We start from the raw sequence: 23,922 nt of genomic DNA on the forward strand, positions 1-23,922 counted from the left end.
TCCGCAAGGTTTTTACCTGAATACTTGCAATCTGTTCGCGTCTAATCTTAAGAAGATGAAAATAAGTATGGTAAATGCCCATAAGGAGGAGCCCCCGTAACTGAAAAACGGGAGCGGAATCCCGATCACGGGTACAAGACCTATCGTCATTCCGATATTCACCGCAACATGGAAGAATAGGATAGAAGCTACCCCATACCCGTATACGCGCGAAAAAGCGGAACGCTGCCGTTCTGCCAACTTTATCATTCGCAAAATGAACGCCATTAATAATAAAATCACGACGGAACTACCAAGGAATCCCCATTCCTCACCCACGGTACAGAAAATAAAGTCAGTACTTTGCTCCGGTACGAAATTGAATTTCGTCTGTGTTCCCTGCAAAAAACCTTTCCCGAAAAACCCGCCGGAGCCGATGGCTATTTTAGACTGAATCACGTTATAGCCCGAACCTTTGGGATCAACCTTTATACCCAGAAGTTCGTTTATACGATCTTGCTGGTGAGGTTGAAGATGGTCAAAAGCATAATCAACGGAAAGCGCGGCTCCCACACATAGCCAAGATACAAGAAGCAACGCGATCATGTATTTCATCTTCCGCTGGTAAATCGGGAACAAGGCCGCGATTGTCGTTACAATGTACACGCTCAATAACATATAATAGAACGGGATAGACAGGTGGAACACCCAATCAACCAGAACGAATAACCCGAAACCACCCGCGATAAAAGCTACAATCTGTAATAATTCCCGCATATTATGCCTGTAATAATAGAAGGCTATCAACGTCCCGATAATGATAATTATCAAAACCGCGAAAGGAGAATAAAGCAAGGAGATGATAAATATAACGGGTACGATAAAGCAGAGCAACAGTATTGAGCCATGCAACCCTTCCCGGAACAGCACGAGAATAAAACTACTGTACACGAGTGCCGAACCCGTATCGTTCTGCAAAATAATCAATCCTGCCGGAATGGCAAGTATGACACCGATCGTGAGCAGGCTGGAAAAACGCATCATCTTGAAATTGTGACGACTCATAACATAAGCGATAGCCAGATTGGTGGCGAACTTGGCAAACTCTGCCGGTTGTATTCGTATATCCTTGATTTCAAACCATGAACGGGCTCCTTTTGCTTCCGTACCGAACAAAAGCACGGCGACCAACAGGAACACCATAAACCCGTATATCACGAGCGAAAAACTCGTGAAAAATTTACTGTCTGTCAATAGCACGAGGAAAGCCAACACGAAAGAAGCCCCGATCCATAGCAATTGCTTGCCGTACCTTTGGGTTATATCGAAAATACTACTATGTTCTTCGTCATAAACAGCCGCATATATATTCAGCCAACCGATGAAGACGAGCAAGATGTACAGCAAAATAGACACCCAGTCAATATTCGCCAATAATTTATTAGACCTGCTATTCATCACTTTTCTCGTTGCTTTTTATGGTTAGGTTTTTGATAAGATTTCCCTCGAACATTTCTTTTTCCAGTGGTTTCTTCTTGTCCGATATCTTGCCTTTCAAGTATTTTTCTATCAATAAGCCGGCAATCGGGGCGGCATAGCGCGAACCCCACACGCCATTTTCGACATACACGATTAATGCTATTTTGGGGTTCTCTACCGGGGCAAAAGCGATAAACACGGAATGGTCGTCACCTTCCGGGTTTTGTACCGTTCCCGTTTTCCCGGCTATCGTGACGGAATCCACTTGCGCCCGTCGTCCCGTGCCTTTAGTGATAACCATTTTCATCCCCTCGATAATGGGCTCGAAATGCTTTCGGTCTATCGGGATTTCGTGTTTTTCGATACGTCTGGCAACGTCATCCGTGGGACGCACGACATGGGGAGTCATGTAATATCCTCGGTTCGCCAGTATAGTTGCAAGGTTTGCCATTTGTATCGGAGTGATTAATAACTCACCTTGACCGATAGAAAGGGAGATAATGTATGACGGGAACCATTTTTGGGTTTTCAGCACTTTGTCATAGTAACCCTGCGTGGGAATGGAACCGGATACTTCATTGGTGAAGTCGGGACATAGCTTACTCCCGAACCCGAAGGAAGTCACGTATTTTCGCCATTCATTGTAAGCGTTACGCACGTTCCCGTACTCCGGTAATTCCAGTATCTGTTTGAAAACGGTCACGTAATAAGGATTGCACGAGTTCTCTATCGATTGCACCAGATCGACGGGAGAGCTGTGGTTATGGCATTTCATAAACCGTCCGCCGACAATAGGAGCTCCACCGTGGCATGAAACCCGCGTATTCGTCGTGATCGCCTTTGTTTGCAATCCGATAAGAGCTTGCACAGTTTTAAAAATAGAGCCGGGGGGATACTGCGCCATGGTCGTTCTGTCAAAGAGAGGTCTTAGCGGGTCTTGAATTAACTTCGAGTAATTGTTCCCCCGGTCTAGCCCGACCATTAATTGCGGATCATACCCCGGACTGGACATTTTTACCAGTATCTCGCCCGTGTTGGGTTCTATTGCCACGATACCGCCCTTTTTGTTTTGCATTAATTGATAAGCGTATTCCTGCAGGTCGATATCTAACGTGGTATGTAAATCTTCTCCCACAACAGCCTCGTGGTCGTATTCCCCGTCCGCGAAGGAACCTTTCACCCGATTAAAACGGTCGACTAATAAAATCTTTTTCCCCTTGGTTCCTCTCAAATGTTTTTCATATGTATATTCCAACCCGTTCGCGCCGACATAGTCACCGCGGGAATAAGAAGTATCTTTACCGATTTGTTCTTTTGTAACCTCGCTGATGTACCCGAACACATCAGCCGAGTGATTCACGTTATATTTGCGTAACGTTCTGGTCTGAATATAGAAACCCGGGTAACGGTATAGCTTTTCTTGAAGTACGGCATATTTAGGCCCCGTGATCTGAGAGATCAGGGGAGATGCTTTCCAGGTTGAATAATCCTTACATTCTTGAATCTTTCGTTCTAAATATTCTCTGGATATACCTAAAATCGAAATCAGTTCCAATGTATCAAACTGTTTTACCTGCCGGGGAATAATCATCAAATCATAGGCGGCTTGGTTATCCACCAAAAGTTTACCGTTACGGTCATAAATCAACCCGCGCGCGGGATATTGAGTTTCCGTACGCTGCGAATTGTTGTCCGCCATGACTTTATAGGTGTCGTCTATCACTTGATAAGAAAACAAGCGAAACATATATATGGCGCATACCGCTATGATAATACCTGATATGATCCCTTTCCTGTATCCGAATTTATTCATATCAAAAGTCTGTTACTAAGTCAATTGAAACACACTATTCTCTATTGCTGTACTTTCTTGATTCCTATAAAATAGTAAAGCAGGATAAACAGCATGGAGATAAAGGTACTCAAAATAATCCGTATAAGCGTGATCGTGATGTCGTTAAACGTGAACGCTTCCGCGAAAATCAGGACTATATTGAAAAACAACGTGGATAAAAAAGAATATTTGAAAAACCACCTGAAGTCATCCAACCGTAGCGTCCCGTGGGCTTCATCCAATTCTTCCCGCGTGGAAGTCAGCAATAATAGCCGGGGGCGGAGATAGGCCAGAAAGGTGGAAGCCGCCGCGTGAATACCAACAGTGTTATCTGCCAAGTCCATCAAAAAGCCCAAAAGGAACCCGAACAAAAGTAACGGTATACCTTTCACCTTGTAGGGCAGGATGAAAATGGCCAGAATATATATATTGATATAGAAATAGGAGCCAATATGGATATTATCCACGATCACGATCTGGAGAATGGCTAAAATCACGAAATGGATAAGATAATTTACATTACTCATGATAGTTTATGGCTTCTAACAGGTTTTGCTCGTTCTTCTTTTTGTTCTCGATCACGTACACGTGATTCAATCGCTTGAAATCAACCGCTAATCTGACTTTTATCTTCAAGAAATTAGCCGTTTCACGATCTACCGCTTCCACGTATCCCACGATAATACCTTCCGGAAAAATCTTGGAAAGTCCGGAGGTCACGATCGTGTCACCCTCTACAACATCAACATGATAGGGGATATCTTTCAAGTAAGAATAGCGATAATTGTCTCCGTCCCATTGTAAAGAACCGTAATAATTATTCTTCTTTATCTTGGCTGAGATTCTGGTATCGATGTTAATCAAGGGAATAACGATAGAGTAGTTGTCACTCAAGTCTTGAATCAGACCTACAATTCCTTCCGGGGAGGCCACGCCCATCTCTTTCTCGATGAAGTTTTTACGCCCCCGGTCAATCGTGATGTAATTCTTCACCCGGTTGAAAGTCGCGTTCACAACCCTAGCCCCCGTGTAATCGTAAACGGGTATACTATCCTGTACAACTATTCCCCTGACAACCGTATCCCTCAATACCTCGAATCCTTCCAGACGTTTCTTTAATTGAATGTTCTCGTCTGCAAGAGCTTCATTAATCTCCTTTAACCGGAAATAATCTTTCACGTCAGTAGTCACCGACGAGATATTCCCGAATAGAGTAGAGGCGTGTTGAGAGAAAATTGCTCTCTGATACTCGTTATGACGAATAATCAGAGAGAAACTTACGATTTCCAGAAGTATAAAAATTATAGTAAAATGGTACTTTAATATAAGTTTTATAATCTCTTTCACATCACTATCTTATAAGGAATGAGAACCTATCTACATTCTTTAGCGCGATACCCGTACCTCGTGCCACGGCGCGAAGCGGATCCTCGGCAATATGGAACGGAATATTCAACTTGTCGGTCAAACGTTTGTCGAGCCCGCGAAGCAACGCTCCACCACCGGCGAGATAAATACCCTTGTTCACGATATCGGCATACAATTCCGGTGGCGTCTGTTCCAACGCCGCGAGAATAGCAATCTCGATCTTGGAAATGGATTTCTCGATACAGTGTGCTATTTCTTGATAAGACACGGGCACTTCAACCGGGAGCGAGGTCATTTGATTAGGACCTTGTACCACGAAATCGGCCGGCGGTTCGTCCAACTCGGAAAGCGCGGAGCCTACATGAATCTTGATTTCCTCGGCAGTACGCTCACCGATTTTGATATTGTGCTGATGCCTCATGTACTCTTGAATATCATCCGTCAAGTCATCACCGGCAATACGGATAGATTTGTTGGTCACGATACCCCCTAAAGAAATCACCGCGATCTCGGTGGTACCACCACCTATATCCACGATCATGTTTCCTTCCGGGGCTTCAACATCCAACCCTATACCCAAGGCGGCAGCCATCGGCTCGTAAATCATGTACACGTCACGTCCCCCGGCATGCTCGGCAGAGTCGCGAACGGCACGTAATTCCACTTCGGTACTTCCCGAAGGGATACATACCACGATACGCAGGGACGGGGAGAAGAACTTGCTTTTCCCGTTCGCCATTTTAATCATTCCCCGAATCATCTGTTCAGCAGCGTTAAAATCTGCAATCACACCATCGCGAAGAGGGCGAATGGTCTTGATATACTCGTGTGTCTTACCCTGCATCTGGCGTGCTCTCTCGCCGATAGCAATCACTTTTTCCGTCTTTTTGTCGATAGCCACGATGGAAGGCTCGTTTACAACCATCTTATCATTCATGATAATGATAGTGTTTGCCGTTCCCAAGTCTATCGCTATATCTTGTGTTAAAAAAGAAAACAAACCCATAATTCTATTAATGTTTGAAGTGTCTCATTCCTGTAAAAATCATCGCAATATCATACTTGTTTGCCGCGTCAATCGAATCTTGGTCATGGATAGACCCGCCCGGTTGAATAATAGCCGTGATACCGGCCTTGTGAGCGGCTTCCACGCAATCGGCAAACGGGAAGAAAGCATCGGATGCCATCACGCTACCCGAAATACGTTCGCCGCCTTGACGGATTGCATTCTCCAAAGCCCATATCCGGCTGACTTGTCCCGGACCGACCCCTGTCGTGCATTTATCTTTCGCTATAGCGATAGCGTTGGATTTCGTGTGTTTTACCACTTTCCACGCGAATAGCATATCTTCCAGTTCTTTTTCTGTCGGACGACGATTGGTCACGTATTGTAATTCACCGCCCAGAAGTTGCAAATCCATGTCTTGAATCAACAATCCCCCGAGCACGGTTTTCGCTTTCGAACACGTGTAATCTCTCTTGGTAATATCGGATAATTGTAATAATCTTAAATTCTTTTTCTTCGCGAATATAGCACGTGCTTCTTCCGAGAAGGAGGGTGCTACAACGACCTCAAGGAAAACGGGTGCCATAACTTCTGCCGTGGCCTTGTCTATTTCCCGGTTCGCGGCAACAATACCGCCGTAAATAGATACCGGATCCGCGTCATATGCTTTTTTGAATGCCTCTGCTAATGTAGCGGCACTTCCTACCCCGCAGGGATTGGCATGTTTGGCTGCCACGATTGTCGGTTCGTCGAATTCTTTCAATGCTTCCAACGCACCGTCGGTATCACCTATATTATTATAGGATAATTCTTTTCCTTGCAATTGAACGGCTCCCGGTAAAGTTCCCTCTGTTTCCTGCACTTGCGTGTAGAAAGTGGCAGCTTGATGGGGATTTTCCCCGTAACGAAGATCTTGTTTCTTCTCGTAAGTCAGAGTCAGTGTCTTCGGAGATTGGATATTCAATCTCTTTGAAAAATAGTTGGCTATTAGAGCATCATAATGAGATGTGTGAATAAACACTTTCGCTGCTAATAATTCCTTGGTTTCGACAGAAGTATCCCCGTTTGCTTGAATTTCTTCTATCACCTTACTATAATCTTCCGGATCGGTAATTACCGTCACGAAAGGATAATTCTTCGCGGCTGCCCGAATCATCGTCGGTCCGCCGATATCAATATTTTCAATAATTTCCTCGTGTGAAACTCCTGCTTTTAAAATGGTTTCCTTGAACGGATATAGATTACAAACGACCATATCAATAGGTTCAATCCCCAATTCGGTCATTTGCTGTTTATGCTTCTCGTTGTCCCTGATCGCTAAAATTCCTCCTTCTACATTCGGGTGAAGAGTTTTTACTCTACCGTCAAAACACTCTGGGAATCGGGTTATGTCGGAAATATCTTTCACGTTAATTCCTTCTTCCTTTAGCTTCTTGGATGTGCCTCCGGTAGAAATGATTTCCCAACCCATAGAATTTAGCGATTTAGCAAAATCAACAATCCCACTTTTGTCAAATACACTGATTAATGCTCTTTTCGTTCTCATCCGGATATTCTATTTTTTTGTATGAACGTAATATTACTTTGCTGACAAAGGTAAAAAAAAAGAATAGTATTTCTTTAAATAAAAAATGGTTTCGTGTAATATTTTTCTCGATATCGTTTCCATGTGTTTGAAAAATACGTATATTTGATAAAATTTTAGGTTTCACGAAAGGCTTTTAAAGCCATTTATATATTGATATTATGAGTGATAGCGCACTTGATTTGATTGTTTACTTGGCGTTGACCTTAGGGGCAGGAGCCGTGGGTTTAATAAAGTCCTCCAGAGAAAAGAAAGCCAAAAATGCACGTCCGGTTGTACAGCAGCCGGAAGAATTTTTTGATGAATCGGATGATGACACGGTAGTCATAACGCAGCAGCCGGAAATTTTTAAACCCCAAGAAATATTTCAACCTGCATGGCAAGACGAGGAACTTTCCGAAAAACTGGAAAAAGAAAAAGAGGAAAGTATCACGGGTTTTGGGAGAACGGATGAAGAACGCTATGCCATGTTGGAAAGAATGCAACAAGAAGCCCGAAAAGTTCGAGGGAAACGAATCACGACTTTATTTAAAGAGGAAGAAGAGGAACCGTCTAACGAGCAACAAACGGAAATCCAAAATAAGCATTTTGAACTGGATATCCGTCAAGCCATCATCGCTAGTGAAATCTTGAACCGGAAATATTAGAAATTAATCCCGATACCGGTAGAGAAAGTGAAAGAATAAGGTTTGAAGTCAATATCACTATTCTTACTAAGCGATTGTAGATAATATTTGAATCCCGGCTCCAATTTAAGGCGAATGGATTTAGATAACGGGTATTCAATACCGAAACCGACATTCGTGCTGATATTAAACGTCCGGATATTTTCAGCTTCTCCCATTAATTCTTTTTTACCGCTATAATTCACGTAAGTATGATTACGCACGAGGAAACTTGCACCAAGACCACCCAATATACTGAAACGAATCTTGTTATCGTTCAAATGGAAACGGAATGCTAACGGGATCTCGATGGCATCAAATTGCTGCTCGATACTTCCTTCTTCATCTTGTTCTCCTTTTAAGGACAAATAATTCTCTGAATTGGAAACTGTCGCTTTTGCTTGATTCTTCACGTTACCAAGTGGAGTATAGGCATGTGTATTAGCAGTATAACTTACCATATCACCGCGAGGCACGAAAACCTGTGCATCTGATGTCTTTTGTCCCATTCTGGAATATCCCAATCCGGTTTCAATAGATATACGTTTGCTAGGTTTCACCGCAAAGGTCAACCCTCCACCTAAATTGAATATACCACTCATCGAACTGTTATCAAATTGAGCGGAACGAGCAGCTTGATTATTTACATGGTAATTTCCCGATGAATACCCGGGGGAGATATAACCTCCAACCATAAATATTTTCTCTTCCTTGGAAAGTTTTTTCTCTTTAGGAGTACTTGCAACAGGTGCTCGACCATCCAACAAAGCCATATACTCCTTTTGATTTTGCAGGGCATTCCCGTTTACCAACGGGATAAATTCCGCACGAACACTTGTTTTTTTCAATTCACTCTCGGGCTGTTCCACTTCCAGACCGCTTGAAGATTGAATCGCGAGTTGCACGGGAGTGATTGTCCCCGAATCCATACCGGACTGTCTTGTTTCCCGTTTACGGGTAACTGCCGGAATTGAATGAGGAGTTGAAGTAAATGCTAGTATTCGGTTTTCATCCTGAGAGTTATCAATTGGTTGTATAGCAGCAATAGGAGTGGGAGAGTAGAGAGTGTTTTGTTGATTGGGAATAACAAAAGTAATGCACAGCAGTAAAATAACAGCAGCCGCAATTCCGCTATATGTATATATGCGTTTCAAGCGTCGTTGCTTCATCACGAAGTGGGAATCAATCCTTTCCCATATTCGTGCCGGAGGCTCGACGGAAACCTGTTCCATGGCATTTTTAAACAATTTCTCTAAATTCTCACTCATCTCTCAAATATGCATTTATCTTCTTTTTCAAAATATCTTTTGCCCGTGCCAGATTGGATTTTGACGTACCGTCAGAAATACCCAACATCGCGGCGATTTCCTTATGTTGCATGTTCTCCATGACATACAAGTTGAACACCAACCGATACTTTTCCGGTAATTGATTGACAAACTCGAACAACACGTCCGACGGAATGCTCAAATTATCATCAATATCGTCTTCATCCATTACTTCCGGGACTTCTTCGACAACTTGCAGAGAACGGTTTTTCCTGTATTTTTCCAACGCGGTATTAATAAATATACGTTTCATCCATCCCTCAAAGGAACCTTTGCCCGTGTATTGCCTGATAGACTCCAGTATCTTTATAAAACCATCCTGTAAGTTATCTTCAGCCTCTTCGCGTGATTTGGAGTATTGAATGCATATAGCAAACATTTTAGCAGAGAACATATTATATAGTTGTTCTCCCGCTTTTCTGTCTCCTTTCTTGCATCGCTCTACTATTTTGTCCAAATTACACATTGATAACTTATTTCTTAGATGCGGTTTTGCGCAAATGGTTGCGTTCGTTACGCGAAAAAATAAAAAAAATTCATTACCAACTAAAAAGCTGCCGTTTTTTTTGCATCCTATCGTTTTTTTGCGAATATTCGCAGTGTAATTTCAAAAATCAAATGCGATTACGAATATTTTAAACTATAAAAAACAGCTAAAATGAAAACATTTTTAAATTTGAAACAATGCTTAATTTTATTCGCAGCGGTGTTCTCCTTGACATCCTGCTTGAAGAGTGACGATCCGGATTTTCAGATTGTAGCAGGAGGATATGTAAATCAAAAAGTAACAGAAATTTCAGGGGGCGAAGGGGAAGATGTTAAAATTGAAAGTGAATATACTCCCGTTGTTCTAGTACAGGGAAATGAGCAAATTGCGAATTGTACAGCCAGTGGTTCAAAAAGCATGCTATTGGGGAAAACAAATGATTATGGAACCGCATGGAAAACAATCTCTGCCACGCCATTTGAAGAACTTCCTATCAGTACATATACAATAACTGGTGTAAATGCGGAAGGGAAAAGTGCTTCAACTTATGCTTCTTTCAGTCCAACCCAAGGTATGAAAAACAAGCTGAAAGGGGATATAGACTATAATAATGGTGTACTTATTTTCACTTTTAATAAGGTTGAAAATGCAACAGCATATCTTGTTATAGCCAAAAGTTCGTCAAATGCTACGTATTTTGAATCTTTCGAGATCAAAGGCTACACAGAAACTGAAGCTAAAATAGGAGAAGAATTAAAACTGGAGGAATCAAGTATTGCAAGCAAAATCACAGTGCCTGGGACTTACCGTATAACTTTGGCCGCCGTTATCTCAAGCAGCAATGGTATGGTGTACCAAGAAAACGACAAATATGTATCTTATACCAAAGAATAATATTTCTTATTTAGTAAAAAGTAATAAAGAACGCCTTTATTAAAGGCGTTCTTTTTGTGTCTATATCTTCTGTGTTTTTTCTTGTAACCATTCCTTTTCCTCATTCGTCAAATAAGGCGAAACCTCTTTATAAACCCGCTCATTATATTCATTTAGCCATTCGATTTCCTCTTTAGTCAACAATTCAACTAAAAGGGCGGATGTAGCAAAATAGCAGAGTGTGATGGTTTCAAACTGATAAAATTCGCCAAATTCGTTCTCCGCTTTAGGTTGACAAACAATCAAATTCTCGTGGCGGATACCATGTAAACCTTCTCGATATAAACCCGGTTCATTGGAAGTAACCATTCCGGGAAGTATTTCTTGATTTTTAAGATCAGGGCGTATGGATTGCGGTCCCTCGTGAACATTTAGGAAATACCCGACACCGTGTCCGGTTCCATGCCCGAAATTCCTTAAATTCATATATAAAGGCAACCTTGCAACTATGTCAATATTACATCCTTTTGAGCCTTTAGGGAAATATAGCCGACTAAGGTCAATCATTCCTTTCAAAACCAAGGTGTAATCTTCTTTCTCCAAACGAGTTAATTCACCTAACGGCATCGTTCTTGTAACATCCGTTGTACCGTGTATATATTGTGCCCCCGAATCCACCAGATATAAACCTTTCGGCTGTAATTCGGACTGTTGTTCCGGTGTAGCGGAATAATGCGGTAGAGCGGCGTTTTTTCCATACGCTGAAATACATCCGAAACTATCCGACATATAGCCCTCGTTCTCTGCCCTGAATTTACCTAATTGCTCCGCGGCTTCAAGTTCCGTAATCGTTCTCTTCGTCAAATTCTTTTCCAACCAGTAGAAGAATTTTGTCAATGCCACACCGTCTTTTTTACAAGCCAACCGGAAGCCTTCCAGTTCTGTTTCGTTTTTCACTGATTTCATTAACGGTACAGGTGATTCCACTTCCTTCGTTTCGAACCGTTTTGCTAAATGATAGTACACGGCATAATTACAAGTATTCGTGTCTACCAAATACTTCTTCTCTTTGTCCTGTTCATCCAGAAATAAGAATAAATGGTGATAATCATGCAATTCAATACCATCTGCCTGTAACTGTTGTTGAACTTCCGGGGTTACTTTATCCAATTTAATAAATAAATGGGCTTTTTCCTTCTCCACTATGGCATAGGCTATCGCCAGAGGATTGTAAGATATATCATTACAACGAATATTGTACATCCAAGCGATTTCGTCCAAACAGCTAAACAGCATGACATCACTGCTTTGAGCCGAAATAAATTGTCGTACACGTGCAACGCGTTCACTTGCCGATTCTCCGACATATTTCAAATCCAATCGCATTAATTCTCCCATAGGGAAAGCAGGACGGTCTAACCACATTTCTCCAAGTAAATCAATCTGTTCTTGTACAGTGATATTCTTGGGGGACAACACGTTCTTTAGATTGCGCACATCGTTAACAGACATACAAAATCCATCTATACCTACTTTAGAGTCAGCTTCCAACACTTCGGACAACCATTGCGGGTAATCCACGGCACCCGGTATCCGAAGTTTATGCAACGCGATACCGGAACCCGCTAATTCCTGTTCTGCTTGAATAAAATATCTGGTATCTGTCCACAATCCGGCATCGTCGTTTGTTACCACTACGGTTCCGAACGAGCCGGTAAAACCGGATATCCATTTTCTTTGTTGCCAAGGAGCGGGAAGATATTCACTATTGTGAGGATCTGTACCGGATATAATATAAGCGGAAATATTCTCACGTCGCATAATCCTTCTTAATTCTGTAAGTTTCTCTTGTATCGTCATGACTTGATTTTTTATTTTTTCAAATGTAAAGATTTTAAAGCAGATAACAAAGCACACGAATGTTACATTTGTAAATAAAATATTATTGATACTTGTGATTACATTTGTAATGTCATCAAGTTCTAGGAAAAAACAGAATTTAATCATGTCAGAAAGATAGGAGATATGATCCATAAAGGCGAAATGATGTATTAACATCTATATACAATTGAATTTAATATACTGAAAACCAATATGTATATTCATCTATTCTATTGTGATAATTCAAGTGAAAACCTTTATTTTCTCTATCCCGATCCTTAAGTTCTTGTGAATAAATGTAAACAATATAAGTTATATATCTATTTACCAATATGTTATACTGTTTTTACGAAGTTTTACTCGAATATAAAAACAAGACATCTATTGTTATTAAGTAGTTGAATATTAATGATATATCAATTATTTGAAGTAGCGTTAAATCTGTAATGTTATAAATACAATCGAACTAATTGTTTATTAGAGTAATATAAATATAATCCAGTTATTACATTCTTACTCCTCATTCTATGTAATACATTTGTAAATACACTCCATTACAAATGTAATTTTGAAAATTCAACAAGAAGCATTACATTTGTAATGTGGAATTTTACAAAAGGAGGGAGTTATGCAAGAACGATTAAATCAAATTATAGAGCAAAGAGGATTAACCGCAACTAAATTTGCCGCTCTGATTGGAGTGAATGCCTCCACGATCTCTCATATTCTAGCCGGAAGAAATAAACCGGGATTTGATATTATCAATAATATTGCAAAAACTTTTCCGGATATAGATTTAGGTTGGTTGATAACCGGGAATGGCTCCATGTATACTTCCTCCTCTAAAAAAGAGAATAATCATTTTTCCGAGGAACCTACCTTATTTGATTTGGATGAGCCTAAAAAACAAACAGACACCCCGATTCAAGAAAAAGAAAAGAAAACAGAAATAGAAATTATCGGTAAAGCGATTGCCAAATCTCCGACAAAGAAAATTAAACGGATTGTTCTCTTTTTTGAAGACGGGAGTTTTGAAGATTACGAGAAATAAAGACTTCTTACATCTAAGCGTTACAGAAATCAACTCAGATGTAAGAGAGTCAAGTTAAATTAAACCGATAATATCTCTCAAGCATTTGAAACCGTTCTGGTCGAGGTATTCATTAATCCCATCAATCACTTTGATTGTCACAGTCGGGTCAATAAAATTCGCCGTTCCGATTTGTATTGCGGATGCTCCGGCAAGTAGAAATTCGATGGCATCGGTTGCACTACAAATTCCACCTAAACCTATCACCGGAATTTTAACAGCTTTGGCAACTTGCCATACCATCCGGAGTGCCACGGGTTTCACGCATGGTCCGCTTAATCCCCCGGTTATCGTACTCAAAACCGGTTTTCTCGTTTTGGCATTTATTGCCATCCCCATAAGCGTGTTGATCAAAGAAACGGAATCCGCTCCGGCACTCTCCGCCGCGAGGGCAATTTCTTGAATACTAGTCACGTTGGGTGACAATTTCACCATCAAGTGTTTTTTATAAACCTTACGAACTTCCTTCACCACTTCGGATGCAGATGCACACGAGGTACCGAAAGCCATTCCGCCTTCTTTCACGTTCGGGCAAGAGATATTCAATTCTATCCCGGGAATATTTTCCAATTCATTGATTTTCTCTGCCGTTGCCACGTAATCGCTGACAGTAGAGCCGGAAACGTTAACAAGAATATTACTCTTGATATCTTTGATAGTCGGGTAAATATGTTCTATAAAATAATCGACACCTTTGTTTTGCAATCCCACGGCATTTAACATTCCGGAAGGAGTTTCCGCCATACGGGGATAAGGATTTCCTTCACGATGCTTGAGAGTTGTACCCTTCACGATAAATCCTCCCAAACGTTCAAGATCAATAAAATCTTGAAATTCTGTTCCGTAGCCGAAAGTCCCGGATGCCGTAAGCACGGGATTCTTTAAAGATAAACCGTTGATATTGATGCTTAAATCTGCCATTTCAAGTCTTTTATATTAAAAATAGGACCTTCCGTACACACGCATTTGTTGCCTTCTTTCGTGTCTGTCACACAACATAAACAAGCCCCGATGCCACATGCCATCGTGTTTTCCAAAGACACCTCACACTCTATATTTTTGGAATTAGCATAAGCGGCAACTGCTTTCATCATCACTTCGGGACCACAACAAAAGATACTGTCAAATGTTTCATTCAATATTGAATGTTGTGTCACGTATCCTTTTTCCCCGAAAGAACCATCCTCGGTCGTGTAATAAACCGTGGCGTATTTTTCAAATTCCTCCTTACGAAGAATATCTTTACTAGTGCGAGTCCCGATTAAAACTACCGGAGATAATCCCCGGGCTTTCATTTCCCGAGAAAGATGTAACATAGGAGCTACTCCACAACCGCCACCAATTAATAATGGTCTACCAGAAGAAGGTATAGTGAAGCTATTACCCAAAGGCAGTATAACATTCAACTTCTCTCCGGGTTGCAATTCTCCCATGGTTGAAGTGCCGCATCCCACGATCTTGATGAAAAGATAAAGTAATCCCTGCTCTTTATCTACATCATGTACGGATATCGGTCTTCTTAAAAAGGTTGACGGAGAATGGTCTACCCGGACATTGACAAATTGTCCCGGTTTTATCTCCGGGAGTTCCGGTGAATGTAATACCAATAAAATGGTATCATCGTTCAACCTTTGGTTTTCTTTGACCGTGAAATCTATAATCTTTTTCATTTACTCAATATTTCCCAGTAATTTTCATTTATAATCATTTCTCTTGTAATTTCTCTGCTAAATATTTACCCGTGTACGAATTTTGGCATTTCACCAATTCTTCGGGAGTCCCCTCGAACACGAGGTATCCGCCTTCACTTCCTCCCTCGGGACCAAGGTCAATAATGTTGTCAGCGCATTTGATCACGTCCATGTTATGCTCGATAATCAGTACCGTGTGCCCCCTGTCTATCAAGGCATTCAACGAGTCCATCAGTTTGTGGATATCATGAAAGTGTAGACCTGTCGTGGGTTCGTCAAACACGAAAAGGGTAGGAGCAGCATTCTCTTGGCTCAAGTGATAAGCTAATTTTACCCGCTGACTTTCTCCACCACTTAATGTACTGGAAGCTTGTCCTAACTTGATATACCCAAGCCCGACATCGACTAATTTTTGCAGTTTCGCCACGATACTCCGTTCGCTATGACTTGTCCCGGAAGAAAAAAACTCGACAGCTTGGTTTACCGTCATTTCCAATATATCGTAGATATTCTTGTCTTTGTACTTGATTTCCAATACTTCATCCTTGAAACGCTTTCCTTTACAATGCTCACATTCAAGGTAAACGTCCGCCATGAATTGCATTTCGACTTTAATAATACCTTCTCCTTGACACTCTTCACATCGTCCTCCCGGTACGTTAAAAGAAAAGTGTGCCGGTTTGAAACCGTTTAATTTTGAAAGTTTCTCGTCCGCATATATTTTCCGGATATCATCCCATGCTTTCAAGTAAGTCACCGGATTGGAACGAGAGGATTTACCAATCGGATTTTGATCTATAAATTCAACCCCGCGTATCATATCAATATCACCGGATAATTTATTAAAACTCCCGGTACGATCGGAATAATCACCGTAGTATTTTTTCAGGGCGGGAACGAGGATTGTTTTAATCAATGTACTTTTCCCGGAACCACTAACTCCGGTTACCGCAGTCATCACGCCCAAAGGAATCGTGACATCAATATTCTTCAAGTTATTTTCTGTTGCCCCCGTAAGTACAATTTTGCGCTCCGATTTCTTTCTGACGGCAGGCACAGGAATCGTTTTTTTCCCGTAAATATAGTCTGACGTTAATGTATTCGCTTTTTTTAGTTCCTTCAACGAACCTTGGAAAATAATTTCACCGCCTAAACGTCCGGCCAATGGCCCCACGTCAATAATTTCATCGGCAGATTTTATAATATCTTCATCATGCTCCACGACAACGACCGTGTTTCCCAAGTCCCGAAGACGATGCAACACGTTGATCAAGCGATCCGTGTCGCGAGAGTGAAGTCCGATACTCGGTTCGTCCAAAATATACAAAGAACCGACCAAGGCCGACCCTAGAGAGGTTGCCAAGTTAATCCGTTGTGACTCACCACCGGACAGAGAAGAAGATAACCGATTAAGAGTCAAGTATCCCAATCCGACATCCAGTAAGAAATTAATCCGGTTATGAATATCCGGAAGCACACGAGCGGCAATAACTTGATCGTGTTCGGAAAGTACCAACGAGTCAAAGAATGTTTTCAATTCCGTGATAGGCATATCTACAAGTTCCGTTATTGCCCTACCATTTATTTTCACGTAAGTGACTTCTTTCTTTAATCGGGTTCCATGACATACCGGACATTTTGTTTTACCGGTATAACGTGCAATCATCACGCGGTTCTGTATTTTGAATTTTTTGGATTCAAGATACTCGAAGAACGCGTATATACCACTCTCGTTATTCCAAAGGGTATCTTTTTCTTTTTCCGTCAATTCATAATAGGGGGTATGCACGGGAAAATTTACCTTGTGTGCGTTTTTGATGAAATAGTGTTTCCACTCGCTCATTTTTTCTCCCCGCCAACACATGACGGCATCATCATATACACTTAAAGATTTATTAGGTACCACAAGATCTTCGTCAATTCCCAGAATCTTCCCGTATCCCTCGCATCTGGGACAAGCCCCGATGGGAGAATTGAAACTGAACGTGTTTATTGTCGGGATTTGGAACGTGATTCCGTCGGCTTCAAACTTATTCGAAAAAGACTTTATCTTTCCGTCTATTTCCACGTAACAAGTTCCGTTACCCTCGTACAAAGCGGTTTCTATCGAATCTTTGATTCTTGAAACGGTATCTTTCTCGTGGTTTATCCGAAGCCTGTCTATTACCAGAAAAATCTCTTTGCCAGGATCAAGTGATTCATTTTTATCAATCAAATCGGAAATACGGATAAATTCATCCCCGTATTTAATTCTCGAAAATCCTTGACTGACCAAGAGAGGAAGTCCATCGTCCGTCATGTCTTTGGATTTTGCCATGATAATGACGGTCTGTTCCATGTCTTGATCCAGTATATACTGGCTTATATCATCCACGCTATGACGTTTTACTTCTTCACCGGAAACAGGTGAAAAGGTTTTCCCCATTCTGGCATACAGAAGTTTAATATAGTCATAAAGTTCCGTGGATGTTCCCACCGTTGAACGCGGGTTCGATGTGTTTACTTTCTGCTCGATGGCAACGGCAGGGGGGATACCTTTAATGTAATCGCATTCCGGTTTATTCAATCTTCCAAGAAATTGGCGCGCATACGAAGAAAGACTTTCCACGTAACGCCGCTGTCCTTCGGCATATAACGTATCAAAAGCCAGTGATGATTTACCGCTACCGGAAACCCCGGTAATAACCACCAACTGATTTAATTTAATGTCAAGATCTATATTTTTCAGGTTATGCACCCGTATTCCTTTCAACTCTATTCTCTGCTTACTCATATCAGTCCTTCCAAAATATCTACAAAGATACGACTTTTCTCACAAAAAAAGCACCCTTTGAGGGGTGCTTTTAGCGTTTGGAATATGTTTGGAAATGCGTTTAAGTCTTGTTAATGACTTGTTTTAATTTATTCGGAAACTACTTCGAACTCTACATCAACTTTTACTTCTCTATGAAGTTTGATAAGGGCGGTATAAGTTCCTATTTCTTTTACGTCTTTCAGTACGATTTTCTTCCGGTCGATATCGAATCCTTTCTCTTTCAGACTTTCAGAAATCATGATACTGTTTACAGAACCGAAAATCTTACCGGTGGAGCTGGTTTTAGCACCGATGGTAAGTTTTACTTCTGCTAATTGTGCTGCTAATTCTTCTGCTTCAGCTTTTAATTTAGCTTCTTTGTGAGCTCTTTGTCTCAAGTTTTCCGCTACAACTTTTCTTGCTGAAGGGGTTGCTAAAATAGCATAACCTTGAGGGATAAGATAGTTACGACCGTAACCTTGCTTAACATCAACGATGTCATCCTTATGTCCCAAGTTTGCTATATCTGTCAATAAAATTATCTCCATTTGTGTCCTCCTTCCTTAAAATTATTTCATCAAGTCGGTTAAGTAGGGCAACAAAGCAAGATGTCTTGCTCTCTTCACTGCGGTTGCTACTTTCTTTTGGTACTTTACAGAAGTTCCGGTAATTCTTCTGGGAAGAATCTTGCCTTGTTCGTTCAAGAATTTCTTTAAAAATTCCGGATCCTTGTAGTCGATAAATTTGATTTTTGCTTTTTTGAATCGACAGTACTTTTTCTTTTTGATTTCAACCGTTGGGGGGGTTAAATATCTAATTTCACTTTCGTTCTGTGCCATGGCTTATTTCTCCTCTTGTTTTACTTGATTTTTTGCTCTTCTTTTCAATGCATACTCGTAAGCATACTTGTCTAATCTGAACGTCAAGAAACGAATCACTTTTTCGTCTCGTCTGTAAGAAGTCTCCAGTTTATCAACTAAAGTTCCTTCTCCTTCGAATTGAAACAAGTGATAAAAACCTGTCGTCTTCTTTTGGATTGGATAAGCCAGCTTGCGTAGACCCCAAGCCTCCTCGTGCTCGATATTACCTCCATTTTCGGTAATAACAGCCTTGAATTTTTCTACCGCTTCCTTTACCTGTATTTCAGATAAAACGGGAGTTGTGATGAAAACGGTTTCGTAATGATTCAACATAACTGATTGTTTATTAATACATTAATCTAATAAAAATTATTTTATCGCCCGCAAAGTTAGCACTTTTGTTTGGATTTACAAAGAAATCCTCAATTTTAGATTTTCTTTCTACTTCCATATCTTGCGTTTATTCAACTCTCGATGGTACTCCCGGGCATAGGCATTGTGTTGCCGAAGTGTACGGGAGAAATTATGGTAGCCGGAAAAATCACTTTTCGCGCAAAAGAATAAATAATCGTGTTTCTGGTAATTCAGAACACTATCTATAACTTTTATTGAAGCCATACGAATAGGGCCGGGGGGCAGTCCGGCATACATATAAGTATTATAAGGAGAATCTATTTGCATATGACGGTCCAGAATACGGCTGATCGTGAAATCACCGAGCACGAATTTCAACGTGGGACAAGCATCTAATTTTATTCCTTTGTTTAATCTGTTCATGTAAACTCCGGCGATGACAGGGTATTCTTCTGCCTTTACAGTCTCTTCTTCTATAATTGAAGCTAACGTGATCACCTCTTCGGGACTTAATCCTATTTCTCTGGCTTTTGCCATACGGTTTTCATTCCAGAAGCGGGCATATTCTTTTTTCATCCGTTTTAGCAAATCTATGGCCGGGATATTCCAATAAATCTCGTACGTATTTGGAATAAACATCGCCAAAATGGTATTCGAATTGAACCCTAATTCCGCGAGAACGTCCGAATCTGTCAGTAAAGCCATTAATTCATCTTTGGAAACAGCCAATTCTTCTTGAGCTTCATCGGCAAACTCTTCAATAGTCCGCATATTATTAAAGGTAAAATGAACCGGAACTTGATTTCCCGCCCGAAACATATTAACCAGTTCGTTGTTGTTCATTCCATCACGGATTTTATATTTTCCGGATTTTACAGAAGAAGAAAACTTCTTCAGTTTCGCCACGCTACTGAGGGTGTTGGGATTCTTGATGTATCCCCGGCTTCGCAGTGTTTTAAACACTTGAGCGACAGAATTACTATCCCGGATATAAAGAATTCCATCATCTGTCACGACAGTATTAGGGGAGAACACGTAATAATAACCGATTCCACCCATGACAGCCACTAACGCCATGATTATTATAACAAATACAAGAATTCTTTTTACTATCTTACTCATAATTAGTTTTCTTCCCTGAAATATAATTTATAGTAATTCATATCACGGGCGGAATCATATCCTTTTTCAATATATTTCTTTTGCCCGTGTATATACACGTGAAAATTCTTATCCAATTTCAATATATGCTTGAAGAATCTCTTTTCATCTTTAACCGCACTGTTGGAAACATCGAACTGGTCTTTTAAAGACAATTCGTTCTTTTCCTCGTAATAATTTTTGAAATCTTCGAAAGCATTGATTATCTGTGGATCATTGACAACTTCATCCTTGAAAAGGTTCTCGTTAAACACGTCCGCCTTTTTAAAATAATCTATCGAGCGATTCAACATATCAATCTGGTCTGCTTTCGGGATATCATTTTCTTGATTATAAACCTCTTGCACGAAATCTTTGCAAAGTTTCAAGTAGTTGGATGTCTGGAAATAGTTATCATCACACTGTTCCAACCCCAAGAAATCCGTTGTCCAATAAACAGCTTCCGAGGAGTTCGTTTTATCGAGAATGCTTACCCGATAACCGTTTTCCCCGTCAACATTGAATATCAGACAAGCTTTATCCAATTTCTTGATATTAATACCTCGTTCACTTTCAAGCTGGTAACTATTCTCATTAAGAATAATTTTCAAGAAAGTATCTTTTGTTTCGGACTTGAAGATACCAACGGCATCACAAGGACCTTCTTCCAACACACAGTTTTTGAAATGCACCATATAGAGTTCTCCCGCCTTGATATTCGGATGATTGGATTGGTCAAACAAATGTTGCGCGATATTCACGGAAGCCTCGTATAGATTGGATTCATCTTCAAAAACAGAACTTACAGTACTATATACCAAGTTATTATACAAGTCGTCCTCCACGGGTGCAAAACGATAATAAGCGTCTTTCTTGAAAGGGGAGAGGAAATAACTTTTCAATAGGTTGTGTACGTCCGCATCATCCGGCAGAAAACATGACTCGGAAAGGCGTATTTGACCATCCTCGTATTTATTACCGATATCGTGAATCACGATATTATTTATCTCACAAGTATCAAAGTTCATCATAATGCTAAAATCTAAAATGTACTCCTAAATTCAATGTTTCTTTAAACTGTATTTTTTTCGAATCGTTTTGATTATACACCGCGTTGGCGTATATCGAAGTCTGCATGAAATAATTTATCTTGAATTTCAATGTCAGACGCCAGTCAACCGTCAGTTTTTCCGGCTGCTCGTAATAACTTGAGAATAACATCAAGTGATTGTCTATGTCAAGAAAATTGAAGAGAGAATGTTTGTTCTTCAATTCTATCTTGGCACCGGCATCACTTTTATATCTTTTCCCGGCTTCAATACCATACCGGGTTACATCCACTTTATTTGTATCCCGTACATATACCCATTGTCCGGCAATAGGAGAGAGATACAATGAAATATTATCCTTGGGTTTAAAGTCCAAACCCAAAGATAACGTAAAATTACAAGGTGACAAAAAATTGGCAATCACGGTTTCCCGATCCGAAGCATTGTAAGAATTAAACAGAACAGTATTCAGATCAAACTGCGTGGCATAATTCCAATGTCTGAAAGCTTTTACACCGACTTTTGATTGTATCTCTAATTTATCTTCATTTTTACTCAATTCCTCGCTTCCGCTTTTCAGCGCCCCCAAACGATAACGGAATGAATTTTCCCATGTCGTGGTTTTCTTTTTATAATTAATAAAATACTTTAAATCAGAGAGAATAGAAAGAGAACTTTCACCTCCACTTGCCCAGTTGTCACTAATAAAACCTTGTCCGAAAGACAACGTGACATCGGAATAATAAGTCCAATGCCGTCTTTCGAGTGTCCCGATCTTCATCTCGGCGAGAACAAAATAAATCGAATCGGATGCCACGAGTAACGGTTCCTCGCGCAGTTCTTGCAATATGGCAAATTTCTTGGTTTGATAAACATCTCCATCCAAAAAGAACTTCATCTGTTTACCATCAGGTAGGGTTTTTATCCAACCGCTAATCGTATCCCCACGGAAATTTTCTGTCATTAAACGATGATACTCCGTACGTCCCGTGTTCAACCAAATATTTTTAGAACGATTGGATACACCCAACACGGAAACCAGAACAGAATCACGACTTCTCTCTTTCATCCATTGGTAGTTTTCATCCTGTTCCATAAATGCTACAAGCGCTTCCAAATTCGGGTTTAGAAATATATCATACCGGGCTGAGTCCAACAAGCGTAATGAATCCAAGTCCGGATGTTGTTTGTAAAAATCAATACTATCTTTCGATATGCGTTCCTGTATTCTTTTGATAGCTTCTTCCTTTGCCTGTACTGTTTTGAAATAACTCCTCACGTAATCGAGCATATATTTAATATGCTCGTTTTCTGCATAATCTCTCAACGTATTAATTGCCCGGTTGAGTTCATAGTACTTTAATCGCTCTTTCTTTAGATTCTCCAGAGCGTATCGAGCCGCAGGATTGCCTATATGAGTGTTTTTCAATTGTTTATACGCGTATCTTATCTGAGGTTTTGTGTGATAAAGAGAGTCTGATCGAGTATGTTTGACCGGTAAAATATACGATGGACGTACCGTTATAACCCGAGAGTCCGTCTTTTCCTGTGCAAAAAGTGTATTCTGGGATAGGGCAAAAATAATAATTACAACAACAACAAACCTCATGAGATAATTAACTTGTTATTTGAATGGAGAATTCGGCTCCTTTGCCATATGACCATAAGCAAGTTTATCCAGCAAGCTAGGGAACCATTTACTCAAAAACACGGATATTTTTCCTTCAACCAATGTCATAATAATTTCACGTTTCCGCTTAACAACTCCATTTACAATGATTTGAGCGCATCGTTCAGCACTCATCATTTTACTTTCGGCTCTTGGACTGTCACCTTGTTGACTACCGTCAGCAACTAAAGCGGTTTTACGAATATTGGATGCCGTAAATCCCGGGGCGGCAACAAGTACGTGCAAACCTTTTTTCAAGTTCTCGACACGTAACGTATTCAAGAACCCGCGGACAGCAAATTTACTGGCTGAATATCCGGTTCTTCCCGGTAAACCGAGGAAGCCTGCCACGGAGATAATACCTACCAAACTGCCTTTTGTCTGTAATAAATAAGGTAATGCATATTTCGTACAATACACGGTTCCCCAAAAATTGACATCCATTAAACGACGTATAACATCTATTTCCAAGTCTTCAAATAGAGCACGCATGGAAATTCCCGCGTTATTCACAAGGACATCAATTCTGCCAAAACGCTCATGAGTTTTCTCTATCAGATTTTTACAATCCGTTTCACGGGTGACGTCCGTCTGTACGGAAATAATTTCCGTTCCGCTTGCTTTCAGGTCATCCTCAATCTTTTTCAATTCCTCTGTATTTCTGGCACCCATGGAAATTTTGGCTCCGCGTCTGGCAAATTCATAAACCAACGCTTTACCAATACCGGAAGATGCACCTGTAATAATCACCACTTTGTTTTGCATGAATCTTGTTTCTTAGGTATTTAGA

Annotated in this window: 22 protein-coding genes; 3 read left to right on the top strand and 19 right to left on the bottom strand. The window is 40.6% G+C overall.

Annotated features, from left to right (window positions below; translation table 11 throughout):
• Positions 1-12: 12 nt before the first annotated feature.
• The 6 genes from rodA to purH are packed head-to-tail and all read right to left on the bottom strand — an operon-like array spanning position 13 to position 7,212.
• Positions 13-1,437 (bottom strand): rod shape-determining protein RodA, encoded by a 1,425-nt coding sequence (gene rodA / locus L0M98_RS01540; protein ID WP_099292447.1) that lies wholly within the window; start codon positions 1,435-1,437, stop codon positions 13-15.
• On the bottom strand, positions 1,430-3,271 hold the full coding sequence (gene mrdA / locus L0M98_RS01545; RefSeq protein WP_227214699.1) for a penicillin-binding protein 2: 1,842 nt from the start codon (positions 3,269-3,271) through the stop codon (positions 1,430-1,432). The genes rodA and mrdA overlap by 8 nt, the downstream gene beginning before the upstream one ends.
• A 41-nt stretch (positions 3,272-3,312) precedes the next feature.
• Positions 3,313-3,819, bottom strand: coding sequence for a rod shape-determining protein MreD (locus tag L0M98_RS01550; protein ID WP_099292449.1), 507 nt, complete (start codon positions 3,817-3,819; stop codon positions 3,313-3,315).
• Positions 3,812-4,639 (bottom strand): rod shape-determining protein MreC, encoded by an 828-nt coding sequence (gene mreC / locus L0M98_RS01555; protein ID WP_186975372.1) that lies wholly within the window; start codon positions 4,637-4,639, stop codon positions 3,812-3,814. Before mreC ends, L0M98_RS01550 begins: the two co-directional genes overlap by 8 nt.
• A gap of 4 nt (positions 4,640-4,643) precedes the next feature.
• On the bottom strand, positions 4,644-5,666 hold the full coding sequence (locus tag L0M98_RS01560) for a rod shape-determining protein (protein ID WP_018336345.1): 1,023 nt from the start codon (positions 5,664-5,666) through the stop codon (positions 4,644-4,646).
• A 7-nt stretch (positions 5,667-5,673) separates the two neighbouring features.
• The gene (purH, locus tag L0M98_RS01565; protein ID WP_227214700.1) at positions 5,674-7,212 is read right to left on the bottom strand and encodes a bifunctional phosphoribosylaminoimidazolecarboxamide formyltransferase/IMP cyclohydrolase; all 1,539 of its coding nucleotides are present in this window, start codon (positions 7,210-7,212) and stop codon (positions 5,674-5,676) included.
• A 200-nt stretch (positions 7,213-7,412) separates the two neighbouring features.
• On the opposite strand from purH, the gene L0M98_RS01570 reads away from it, so the two are divergent.
• Positions 7,413-7,898: a hypothetical protein gene (locus L0M98_RS01570; protein WP_227214701.1), complete on the top strand. Its 486-nt coding sequence runs from the start codon at positions 7,413-7,415 to the stop codon at positions 7,896-7,898.
• On the opposite strand, the gene L0M98_RS01575 is transcribed toward L0M98_RS01570, so the two are convergent.
• The gene (locus L0M98_RS01575) at positions 7,895-9,184 is read right to left on the bottom strand and encodes a hypothetical protein (protein WP_227214702.1); all 1,290 of its coding nucleotides are present in this window, start codon (positions 9,182-9,184) and stop codon (positions 7,895-7,897) included. The two genes, L0M98_RS01570 and L0M98_RS01575, sit on opposite strands and share 4 nt — an antisense overlap.
• Positions 9,177-9,710, bottom strand: a complete 534-nt coding sequence (locus L0M98_RS01580; RefSeq protein ID WP_099292454.1) for an RNA polymerase sigma factor — start codon at positions 9,708-9,710, stop codon at positions 9,177-9,179. Before L0M98_RS01580 ends, L0M98_RS01575 begins: the two co-directional genes overlap by 8 nt.
• Before the next feature lie 192 nt (positions 9,711-9,902).
• On the opposite strand from L0M98_RS01580, the gene L0M98_RS01585 reads away from it, so the two are divergent.
• Entirely contained in the window at positions 9,903-10,625 is a 723-nt protein-coding gene (locus L0M98_RS01585; protein WP_227214703.1) for a hypothetical protein, read from the top strand.
• 60 nt (positions 10,626-10,685) lie between these two features.
• Here the strand turns inward: L0M98_RS01585 and L0M98_RS01590 are convergent, their stop codons facing one another.
• Complete coding sequence (locus tag L0M98_RS01590; RefSeq protein ID WP_227214704.1) at positions 10,686-12,464, bottom strand: aminopeptidase P family protein; 1,779 nt, start codon at positions 12,462-12,464, stop codon at positions 10,686-10,688.
• 649 nt (positions 12,465-13,113) lie between these two features.
• On the opposite strand from L0M98_RS01590, the gene L0M98_RS01595 reads away from it, so the two are divergent.
• The gene (locus L0M98_RS01595; protein WP_099292457.1) at positions 13,114-13,536 is read left to right on the top strand and encodes a helix-turn-helix domain-containing protein; all 423 of its coding nucleotides are present in this window, start codon (positions 13,114-13,116) and stop codon (positions 13,534-13,536) included.
• Between the two features lie 54 nt (positions 13,537-13,590).
• Here L0M98_RS01595 and L0M98_RS01600 read toward each other — a convergent pair whose 3' ends face one another.
• The 10 genes from L0M98_RS01600 to L0M98_RS01645 form a co-directional block, all read right to left on the bottom strand.
• Positions 13,591-14,496, bottom strand: coding sequence for a dihydroorotate dehydrogenase (locus tag L0M98_RS01600; protein WP_099292458.1), 906 nt, complete (start codon positions 14,494-14,496; stop codon positions 13,591-13,593).
• Positions 14,484-15,245: a dihydroorotate dehydrogenase electron transfer subunit gene (locus tag L0M98_RS01605; protein ID WP_099292459.1), complete on the bottom strand. Its 762-nt coding sequence runs from the start codon at positions 15,243-15,245 to the stop codon at positions 14,484-14,486. The genes L0M98_RS01600 and L0M98_RS01605 overlap by 13 nt, the downstream gene beginning before the upstream one ends.
• A 34-nt stretch (positions 15,246-15,279) precedes the next feature.
• On the bottom strand, positions 15,280-18,039 hold the full coding sequence (gene uvrA / locus L0M98_RS01610; RefSeq protein ID WP_227214705.1) for an excinuclease ABC subunit UvrA: 2,760 nt from the start codon (positions 18,037-18,039) through the stop codon (positions 15,280-15,282).
• A gap of 128 nt (positions 18,040-18,167) precedes the next feature.
• Positions 18,168-18,608, bottom strand: coding sequence for a 50S ribosomal protein L9 (rplI, locus tag L0M98_RS01615; protein WP_099292461.1), 441 nt, complete (start codon positions 18,606-18,608; stop codon positions 18,168-18,170).
• A 21-nt stretch (positions 18,609-18,629) separates the two neighbouring features.
• Positions 18,630-18,899: a 30S ribosomal protein S18 gene (gene rpsR / locus L0M98_RS01620; protein WP_018336357.1), complete on the bottom strand. Its 270-nt coding sequence runs from the start codon at positions 18,897-18,899 to the stop codon at positions 18,630-18,632.
• Positions 18,900-18,902: 3 nt separating this feature from the next.
• Positions 18,903-19,250: a 30S ribosomal protein S6 gene (gene rpsF, locus L0M98_RS01625; RefSeq protein WP_199691956.1), complete on the bottom strand. Its 348-nt coding sequence runs from the start codon at positions 19,248-19,250 to the stop codon at positions 18,903-18,905.
• A 111-nt stretch (positions 19,251-19,361) separates the two neighbouring features.
• Positions 19,362-20,396: an endolytic transglycosylase MltG gene (gene mltG / locus L0M98_RS01630; RefSeq protein ID WP_227214706.1), complete on the bottom strand. Its 1,035-nt coding sequence runs from the start codon at positions 20,394-20,396 to the stop codon at positions 19,362-19,364.
• A gap of 2 nt (positions 20,397-20,398) precedes the next feature.
• On the bottom strand, positions 20,399-21,445 hold the full coding sequence (locus L0M98_RS01635) for a nucleoid-associated protein (protein ID WP_227214707.1): 1,047 nt from the start codon (positions 21,443-21,445) through the stop codon (positions 20,399-20,401).
• Positions 21,446-21,449: 4 nt separating this feature from the next.
• On the bottom strand, positions 21,450-22,892 hold the full coding sequence (locus L0M98_RS01640; RefSeq protein WP_227214708.1) for a DUF3078 domain-containing protein: 1,443 nt from the start codon (positions 22,890-22,892) through the stop codon (positions 21,450-21,452).
• Positions 22,893-23,087: 195 nt separating this feature from the next.
• On the bottom strand, positions 23,088-23,897 hold the full coding sequence (locus L0M98_RS01645) for an SDR family oxidoreductase (RefSeq protein WP_227214709.1): 810 nt from the start codon (positions 23,895-23,897) through the stop codon (positions 23,088-23,090).
• Positions 23,898-23,922: the final 25 nt, after the last annotated feature.

It is taken from the genome of Butyricimonas sp. DFI.6.44 (assembly GCF_022132345.1).
Lineage (GTDB): Bacteria > Bacteroidota > Bacteroidia > Bacteroidales > Marinifilaceae > Butyricimonas > Butyricimonas muris.

Bases quoted from the DNA above. Each gene is read 5' to 3' on its own strand.
- L0M98_RS01600 (WP_099292458.1), bottom strand. From the start codon at position 14,496: ATGGCAGATTTAAGCATCAATATCAACGGTTTATCTTTAAAGAATCCC.
- rodA (WP_099292447.1), bottom strand. From the start codon at position 1,437: ATGAATAGCAGGTCTAATAAATTATTGGCGAATATTGACTGGGTGTCT.
- purH (WP_227214700.1), bottom strand. From the start codon at position 7,212: ATGAGAACGAAAAGAGCATTAATCAGTGTATTTGACAAAAGTGGGATT.
- rpsR (WP_018336357.1), bottom strand. From the start codon at position 18,899: ATGGCACAGAACGAAAGTGAAATTAGATATTTAACCCCCCCAACGGTT.
- rplI (WP_099292461.1), bottom strand. From the start codon at position 18,608: ATGGAGATAATTTTATTGACAGATATAGCAAACTTGGGACATAAGGAT.
- L0M98_RS01580 (WP_099292454.1), bottom strand. From the start codon at position 9,710: ATGTGTAATTTGGACAAAATAGTAGAGCGATGCAAGAAAGGAGACAGA.
- mltG (WP_227214706.1), bottom strand. From the start codon at position 20,396: ATGAGTAAGATAGTAAAAAGAATTCTTGTATTTGTTATAATAATCATG.
- L0M98_RS01635 (WP_227214707.1), bottom strand. From the start codon at position 21,445: ATGATGAACTTTGATACTTGTGAGATAAATAATATCGTGATTCACGAT.
- L0M98_RS01605 (WP_099292459.1), bottom strand. From the start codon at position 15,245: ATGAAAAAGATTATAGATTTCACGGTCAAAGAAAACCAAAGGTTGAAC.
- L0M98_RS01570 (WP_227214701.1), top strand. From the start codon at position 7,413: ATGAGTGATAGCGCACTTGATTTGATTGTTTACTTGGCGTTGACCTTA.
- L0M98_RS01560 (WP_018336345.1), bottom strand. From the start codon at position 5,666: ATGGGTTTGTTTTCTTTTTTAACACAAGATATAGCGATAGACTTGGGA.
- L0M98_RS01590 (WP_227214704.1), bottom strand. From the start codon at position 12,464: ATGACGATACAAGAGAAACTTACAGAATTAAGAAGGATTATGCGACGT.
- mrdA (WP_227214699.1), bottom strand. From the start codon at position 3,271: ATGAATAAATTCGGATACAGGAAAGGGATCATATCAGGTATTATCATA.
- L0M98_RS01575 (WP_227214702.1), bottom strand. From the start codon at position 9,184: ATGAGTGAGAATTTAGAGAAATTGTTTAAAAATGCCATGGAACAGGTT.
- L0M98_RS01645 (WP_227214709.1), bottom strand. From the start codon at position 23,897: ATGCAAAACAAAGTGGTGATTATTACAGGTGCATCTTCCGGTATTGGT.
- L0M98_RS01585 (WP_227214703.1), top strand. From the start codon at position 9,903: ATGAAAACATTTTTAAATTTGAAACAATGCTTAATTTTATTCGCAGCG.
- L0M98_RS01595 (WP_099292457.1), top strand. From the start codon at position 13,114: ATGCAAGAACGATTAAATCAAATTATAGAGCAAAGAGGATTAACCGCA.
- uvrA (WP_227214705.1), bottom strand. From the start codon at position 18,039: ATGAGTAAGCAGAGAATAGAGTTGAAAGGAATACGGGTGCATAACCTG.
- L0M98_RS01550 (WP_099292449.1), bottom strand. From the start codon at position 3,819: ATGAGTAATGTAAATTATCTTATCCATTTCGTGATTTTAGCCATTCTC.